Source organism: Streptomyces sp. BR123, from assembly GCF_013401435.1.
Taxonomy (GTDB): Bacteria; Actinomycetota; Actinomycetes; order Streptomycetales; family Streptomycetaceae; genus Streptomyces.
The window spans coordinates 1-6,782 of record NZ_JACBGN010000356.1 but is presented as its reverse complement, the minus strand read 5'-3'; the positions used below and the strand labels follow the sequence as shown (position 1 = coordinate 6,782).

Sequence of the window (6,782 nt, the reverse complement as noted above, 5' to 3'; positions counted from 1 at the left end):
GTGTATAAGAGACAGGGGCGGCGGCGTGACCCGAACGGTCCGATACCGGGGCGGGGGCACAGCGGCATGCCGGGGGGCGGATTACCCGGCCGTGGGCTGGGCACAACGGATGCAGGTTGACCGGGGCGGACGCGTGCCCCGTTGCCGAGCGACGGGAGGCGATTTATCGTTCCGGCACGATTCGCGAGCAAGGTCACAGTATGTGAAGGGGCCGCGGCCATGGTGGCGAAAAAGACCGCCGGGAGTACTCCCGACAAGGCTGTCGGAAAGGCCGCCGCACAGGCCTCGGCGGCCAAGGGCGCGGCTTCGGCCCGGAAGCCGGCCACGGTGAGGAAGGCCGACGGGGCGACCGCGAAGGCGGCCGGCAAGGCGCCGGTGAAGACCGCCGTGAGGACGGCGGCCGCGAAGACCGCGGCGGGGAGGACGCCCGCGGTGAAGACGACCGCGAAGGCGGCGGCGGGGGCGAAGCCGGCCGCGAAAGGGGCCGCCAGGGCCGCCCCGAAGACCAGGACCACTGCCGAGACCACCGCAAGGACGACCGCAGAAACCACCGCTGTGAAGGCCACGGCCGCGAAGACCGCCGCCGGGAAGAGCACCGCGGGCAGGGCCACCGCCCGGCAGTCCGCGGCGGTCGCGAAGAAGACCGCGAAGACGACCGCGACGACCGCGAGGAAGGCCACGGCCGAGCCGGCCGCGGCCGAGGGGGCGGCACAGGCCGCGCAACAGACGGGAGCCCGGGAAGTGGTTGCCAGGAAGAGCACCGGCACGGCCAGGAAGACGGCTGAGGCCGCCACCAGCGGGCTGCCGAAGGCGAGGGCCACCGGGGCCCCTGCCGTCCCCGGCGAGCTCGCCGTACGGCCCGGCGAGGATCCGTGGACCCAGGAGGAGGTCACCGAGGCGCGGACCGGGCTGCAGACCGAGGCGGAGCGCCTGCGCGACGAGCTGCTGGCCTCCGAGGAGGCGATCACCGGCCTGATGCGGGACTCCGGCGACGGCGCGGGCGACGACCAGGCCGACACGGGGACCAAGAACATCACCCGCGAGTCCGAGATGGCCCTGGCGGCCAACGCCCGCGAGATGCTGGAGCAGACCGAGCGGGCCCTGGACCGGCTGGACGCGGGCACGTACGGGCTCTGCGAGAGCTGCGGACAGCCCATCGGCAAGGCCCGCATGCAGGCCTTCCCCCGGGCCACGCTCTGCGTCGACTGCAAGCAGAAGCAGGAGCGGCGGCACTAGGCCGGGCGGCGCGGCCGGGGGACCCTGACGTACCCTCGTGTCTGGTCAGGGTCCAGGAACCTGACAGGGCTGTGTCATCGCAACCCGGTTCGCGCTAGTTCGAGGGACTCACGTGGCAGAGGCGGAGCGCATCATCGGTACGCCGGAGGTCGGGGACGAAGCCCAGCCCGAGCCCGCGGCACCCAAGGGGCGTCGGCGGATCGCGGCACTGCTGGTGGTGGCGATCCTCGCGTACCTGGTGGACCTCGGCAGCAAGATGGTCGTCGTGGCGAAGCTGGAGCACCAGCCGCCGATCCGGATCATCGGCGACCTGCTGAAGTTCGAGGCGATCCGCAACCCCGGAGCGGCCTTCGGCTTCGGCGAGGCCTTCACGATCATCTTCACCCTGATCGCGGCCACCGTGATCGTCGTGATCGTCCGCCTCGCCCGCAAGCTGTACAGCCTGCCCTGGGCGATCGCGCTGGGCCTGCTGCTCGGCGGCGCGCTGGGCAACCTGACCGACCGGATCTTCCGCTCGCCGGGCGTGTTCCGCGGTGCCGTGGTCGATTTCATCGCGCCCGCGCACTTCGCCGTGTTCAACCTCGCCGACACCGCCATCGTGTGCGGCGGCATCCTGATCGTGCTGCTGTCCTTCAAGGGCCTGGACCCGGACGGCACGGTCCACAAGGACTGAGGGCCGCCGGCGGCCGGACCCGGCTCCGCGCGGCGTCCGGCATACTCGACGGGTGAGCACGATTCCCGAGATCCGCACCCTGCCCGTTCCCGACGGCCTCGAAGGCGAGCGCGTCGACGCCGCCATCTCCCGCATGTTCGGGTTTTCCCGGACCAAGGCCGCCGAGCTCGCCGCCGCGGGGAAGGTCTCGGTCGACGGCAGCGTCGCCGGGAAGTCCGAGCGCGTGCACGGCGGCGCCTGGCTCGAAGTGGAGATGCCCGCCCCGCCGCGCGCGGTGGAGGTCGTCGCCGAGCCGGTGCCCGGCATGGAGATCGTCCACGACGACGACGACATCGTGGTCATCATGAAGCCCGTCGGTGTCGCCGCCCACCCGAGCCCCGGCTGGACCGGCACCACCGTCATCGGCGGCCTCGCCGCCGCCGGCTACCGGATCTCCACCTCCGGCGCCGCCGAGCGCCAGGGCATCGTGCACCGCCTCGACGTCGGCACGTCCGGCCTGATGGCCGTCGCCAAGTCGGAGCGCGCCTACACCTCGCTGAAGAACCAGTTCCGCGAGCGCGTCGTGGACAAGCGCTACCACGCGCTCGTCCAGGGCCACCCGGACCCGATGAGCGGCACCATCGACGCGCCCATCGGCCGGCACCCCAGCGCGGACTACAAGTGGGCCGTGATCCAGGACGGCAAGCCGTCGGTCACCCACTACGACCTGATCGAGGCCTTCCGCGCCGCCTCGCTGCTGGACATCAAGCTGGAGACGGGCCGCACGCACCAGATCCGCGTCCACATGTCCGCCCACCGGCACCCGTGCGTCGGCGACCTCACCTACGGCGCCGACCCGACCATCGCCAAGCGCCTGAAGCTGACCCGCCAGTGGCTGCACGCGGTGCGCCTCGGCTTCGAGCACCCGGCGGACGGGCAGTGGGTGGAGTTCGAGAGCAAGTACCCCGATGACCTCCAGCACGCGCTGGACGTCATCCGCGCCGAGAGCGAATGAGCGGGGAGCGCACGGCCTTCACCGTCCGGCGGGCCGTCTCGCCGGAGGACCTGAAGGCCTGCTTCGCCGTGCGGACCGAGGTGTTCGTCGTCGAGCAGTCCGTGCCCGAGTCGATCGAGTACGACGCGTACGACGCCGACGCGGTCCACGTGCTGGCCGTGGCGCCGGACGGAAGCCCGCTCGGCACCGGCCGGCTGCTCCACGGGCGGGCCGTCATCGGCAAGACCGGCGGCCTGCAGGCCGGTGCGCTCGGCCGGCTCGCGGTGACGGCCGCCGCCCGCGGGCTCGGCGTCGGGGCCGCGCTGGTCCGGGCGATCGAGGCGGAGGCGGCGGAGCTCGGGCTCCGCACGGTCGTCCTGGGGGCGCAGACGCACGCCCTCCGCTTCTACGAGCGGCTCGGATACGAGGCCTACGGGCCCGAGTTCGAGGAGGCGGGCATCCCGCACCGCTCGATGCGCCGCACCCTGCCGTAGCGCTCCGCGGGAAGTGCCGCGCCACGGGCCGGCGCCCGTCCGCGCGTCCGTGGGGGCCGGTCGCGCAGTTCCCCGCGCCCCTGCGGGGTGAACCCCGTCACATGCGGCAGGGTGGGCGGGGTGTCATCAGGACGGCCGCGGGAAGTCCGAGCCGGTCCCCGAGCGGCACGGTGACGACCGCGCCGAGCAGCAGCACGAAAGAGCAGGGCGAGCTGTTCCACCGTTCCTCGTCAGTGAGCAGGAGTGAGTCTTGGACTCGTTCCTGTGCACCGCGGACATCCCGAACGGTTTTGGGTGTCCTGGTCGCCCGCGTTCTCTCCGCGTCCGGCTGCACGGATCGTGTCCGTGGTCCGGGGAAGCGGGGGCGGGTTTCCTCACGCTCCGGGGTGCCCGGTCCGGCCTGGACGGTCCGATGCCCGTGACGATCGCTCTGGTCGTCACGGGGCGGTGCCGTCCGTCGCCGGACCGGGTGCCCGAGGCGCGTCGCCCGATCGCGATGCGCGCGGCATCGTGACGGGACATCTTGCGTGTCTTGCTGGTGAGGGGCTTGCGCCAGAACACGCCCATGCGCAGTCACTCGCCAGCAGTCCCCCACCCCGTAGCCGGCATCCGGCGTCCGCTCAGCCGGATCCGGCCGGCCCGCGGCCGTCCGCTGGGCCCGGAGCGCCGGCGTCACCGTCGGCCCCGGTATCTCCGGTGTTTCCGGCGGGGCCCGGTGCGGGTGCGGCCGGGGCGGTGGCGATGCGGGGGAGGGCGTAGGGATGTCGGTCCGCCAGCCAGGCGATCATCTGCTCGCGGACCGCGCAGCGGACGGTCCAGACGTCGGAGGCGTCCTTGGCGGTGACCACCGCACGGACCTGGATCGTGTGCGGTGTGGTGTCCGTCACGGCGAGGCTGCCCGTCCGGCCGTCCCATTCCGGCACCTCCTTCAGGATCTGCCGGAGCTGTTCGCGCATCGGCTCCAGCGGGGCGCTGTGGTCGAGGTGCCAGAAGACGGTGCCGGTCATCTCGGCGCCGCCGCGCGACCAGTTCTCGTACGGCTTGCTCGTGAAATACGACACAGGCATGGTGATCCGCCGCTCGTCCCAGGTGCGGACCACCAGGAAGGTGAGGGTGATCTCCTCGACGGTGCCCCACTCCCTTTCCACGACGACGGTGTCGCCGATGCGCACCGTGTCGCCGAAGGCGATCTGCAGGCCGGCGAAGAGGTTGCCGAGCGTGGACTGGGCGGCGATGCCGGCGACGATGCCGATGATGCCCGCCGAGGCCAGCAGGGAGGCGCCGACCGTCCGCATCGCCGGGAAGGTCAGCAGCATGGCCGCGACCGCGATCACCGCGACCGCCGCCGTGACCACCCGCTGGATCAGGGTGATCTGGGTGCGGACCCGGCGCACCCGTGCCTCGTCCGGGGTCCGTTCGGCGTACCGGGCGTACGCGGAGTCCACGACCGCCGTCGCGATGCGCACCAGCAGCCAGGCCGCCGAGCCGATCAGTACGAGGGTGAGGGCGCGGCCCACGGCCGTGGTGTGCGCGGGCAGGATCCGGGCCTCGCGGTGGGAGCCGTACAGCAGGGCGGTGGCGAGGGTGAGCCGGAACGGGGTGCGGCAGCGGCGCAGCAGCCCCCACAGCGGGGTCTCCCCGTGGCGGGCGTCGGCGCGGCGCAGCAGCAGGTCCAGCAGCCAGCCGGCGACGAGGGTGACGGCCAGCACGCCGCCGACGGCCAGGGCCGGGCGCAGAACGGTGTCCGTGTCCATGGACGTGAACCTAACCGCAGCGGGCGTGCGGAAACTGGCACGATGGTGTGCATGAACATCGTGCTTTTCCATTCGGCGTACGGGCTGCGGCCCGCGGTGCACGCGGCGGCCGACCGGCTGCGCGCGGCCGGGCACCAGGTCCAGGTGCCCGATCTCTTCGAGGGGCGTGCCTTCGAGACCGTCGAGGAGGGCATGGCGTACCGGGACGAGACCGGCCGGGACGAGCTGCTCCGGCGTGCGGTGCTGGCCGCCGCCCCCCATTCCGACCAGGGGCTCGTGTACGCGGGCTTCTCCTTCGGCGGCTCCCTCGCCCAGCACCTGGCGCTGGCCGACGAGAAGGCGCGCGGGCTGCTGCTCCTGCACGGCACGGCCGACCTGGAGGAGGACGCCGCGGTCGACGACCTGCCGGTGCAGCTGCACATCGCCGATCCGGACCCGTTCGAGCCGCACGACTGGCTGACGGCCTGGTACCTGCGGATGCGGCGGGCGGGCGCGGACGTCGAGATCCACCGCTACCCGGGGGCCGGGCACCTGTTCACCGACCCGGACCTCGACGACTACGACGCGGAGGCCGCGGAGCAGACCTGGAAGGCGTCGCTGGCCTTCCTCGACAGCCTTTAGCCGCGGCGGCAGGAGCCGGAACACGCCACGAGGGGCAGGGCACATGACGTGCCCTGCCCCTCGTGCGTCAGCCGCGCCCGGCCCGGGTCAGGCCCGGTCAGGCCCAGGCCCGGTCAGGCAGGTCAGCCGCGGTAGGCGCTCCACATGCTCTGCATGCGGGCCACCTGGCCGGCGGTGAACTGGTACATGCACGAGTCGTACGTGTAGTCCATGAAGTTGTGGATCGGGTCGGCGCCGGCCTTGCTGGCACAGCTGTCGCGGCCGGTCGGGCACTCGTACGCGGCGCTCTTCTCGGCCGGGGTGTCGGCGACGGAGTCACCGCTTCCATTGCAGCCGCCCTGGAAGGTGTGGTACAGGCCCATCCAGTGGCCGACCTCGTGCGTGGCGGTGTCACCCTCGTTGTAGTTGGCGGAGGAGCCGCCCGGCAGCGAGGAGTTGAGCAGGACCACGCCGTCCATCTTCGGCTGGGAGGCGTAGGAGCTCGGGAAGGTCGCCCAGCCGAGCAGGCCGCCGCCGAGCTCGGCCGTGTAGACGTTCAGCGCGTCGGAGCCGCCCTTGCGCAGGGCGTTCTTCATGTCCTTCTCGGCCTGGGAGCCGTGGGACACGCCGTACCAGGAGGCGTTGTCGGTGTAGTCGGTGGAGACCAGCTGGAACTGGTAGCCGGAGTTGACGTTGCCGGTGCCCTGGCCGCTGTAGGCGGAGTTGAGGACGGCGAGCTGGTTGTTGATGTCCGTGGCGGACAGCTTGCCCTGGGTGCCGTTGTGGATGACGTGGAAGTACACCGGGATGGTCGTCGCCGTGGTCGCCTCGGCGGCGCGCATCTGGCGCTGCGGGCCGAGCTGGGCGAGCTTCTTCGCCAGGTCGGCGTCCATGGCCTTGACCTGGGCCTCCGTCACCTCGTTGGGCTCGGCGGCGTGCTTGTCCTGCGGGCGGGCGACGCGCGCGTCCGCCGCGGCACCGGAGGCTTCCTCGGCGCACTGCTCGGCGCCGGTGGGCGCGGCGGCGGCCAGGGTGGTGGGGGCGGAGAAGGG

At 72.5% G+C, this 6,782-nt stretch carries 7 protein-coding genes and 1 pseudogene; 5 read left to right on the top strand and 3 right to left on the bottom strand.

Going from position 1 to position 6,782, the window contains the following annotated elements:
• Positions 1 to 219: 219 nt before the first annotated feature.
• From HYE82_RS32425 to HYE82_RS32410, 4 genes are all read left to right on the top strand, one after another.
• Positions 220 to 1,236 (top strand): TraR/DksA family transcriptional regulator, encoded by a 1,017-nt coding sequence (locus tag HYE82_RS32425; protein WP_179177789.1) that lies wholly within the window; start codon positions 220 to 222, stop codon positions 1,234 to 1,236.
• 112 nt (positions 1,237 to 1,348) lie between these two features.
• On the top strand, positions 1,349 to 1,909 hold the full coding sequence (lspA, locus tag HYE82_RS32420) for a signal peptidase II (protein ID WP_179177788.1): 561 nt from the start codon (positions 1,349 to 1,351) through the stop codon (positions 1,907 to 1,909).
• A gap of 52 nt (positions 1,910 to 1,961) precedes the next feature.
• The gene (locus HYE82_RS32415; RefSeq protein WP_179177787.1) at positions 1,962 to 2,903 is read left to right on the top strand and encodes an RluA family pseudouridine synthase; all 942 of its coding nucleotides are present in this window, start codon (positions 1,962 to 1,964) and stop codon (positions 2,901 to 2,903) included.
• Positions 2,900 to 3,376, top strand: a complete 477-nt coding sequence (locus tag HYE82_RS32410; RefSeq protein WP_179177786.1) for a GNAT family N-acetyltransferase — start codon at positions 2,900 to 2,902, stop codon at positions 3,374 to 3,376. Before HYE82_RS32415 ends, HYE82_RS32410 begins: the two co-directional genes overlap by 4 nt.
• Before the next feature lie 229 nt (positions 3,377 to 3,605).
• Here the strand turns inward: HYE82_RS32410 and HYE82_RS38635 are convergent.
• Both HYE82_RS38635 and HYE82_RS32405 read right to left on the bottom strand, forming a co-directional pair.
• Positions 3,606 to 3,931: pseudogene (locus HYE82_RS38635) on the bottom strand (IS200/IS605 family accessory protein TnpB-related protein); the annotation flags it as partial.
• A gap of 65 nt (positions 3,932 to 3,996) precedes the next feature.
• Positions 3,997 to 5,130: a mechanosensitive ion channel family protein gene (locus HYE82_RS32405; protein ID WP_256987972.1), complete on the bottom strand. Its 1,134-nt coding sequence runs from the start codon at positions 5,128 to 5,130 to the stop codon at positions 3,997 to 3,999.
• A 51-nt stretch (positions 5,131 to 5,181) separates the two neighbouring features.
• On the opposite strand from HYE82_RS32405, the gene HYE82_RS32400 reads away from it, so the two are divergent.
• Entirely contained in the window at positions 5,182 to 5,751 is a 570-nt protein-coding gene (locus HYE82_RS32400; protein WP_179177784.1) for a dienelactone hydrolase family protein, read from the top strand.
• 122 nt (positions 5,752 to 5,873) lie between these two features.
• On the opposite strand, the gene HYE82_RS32395 is transcribed toward HYE82_RS32400, so the two are convergent.
• Positions 5,874 to 6,782: zinc metalloprotease (locus HYE82_RS32395; protein ID WP_179177783.1), on the bottom strand; the 909-nt coding region annotated here is incomplete at its 5' end.

Coding starts and splice junctions, on each gene's coding strand:
- HYE82_RS32405 (WP_256987972.1), bottom strand. CDS start 5,130: ATGGACACGGACACCGTTCTGCGCCCGGCCCTGGCCGTCGGCGGCGTG.
- HYE82_RS32410 (WP_179177786.1), top strand. CDS start 2,900: ATGAGCGGGGAGCGCACGGCCTTCACCGTCCGGCGGGCCGTCTCGCCG.
- HYE82_RS32400 (WP_179177784.1), top strand. CDS start 5,182: ATGAACATCGTGCTTTTCCATTCGGCGTACGGGCTGCGGCCCGCGGTG.
- HYE82_RS32425 (WP_179177789.1), top strand. CDS start 220: ATGGTGGCGAAAAAGACCGCCGGGAGTACTCCCGACAAGGCTGTCGGA.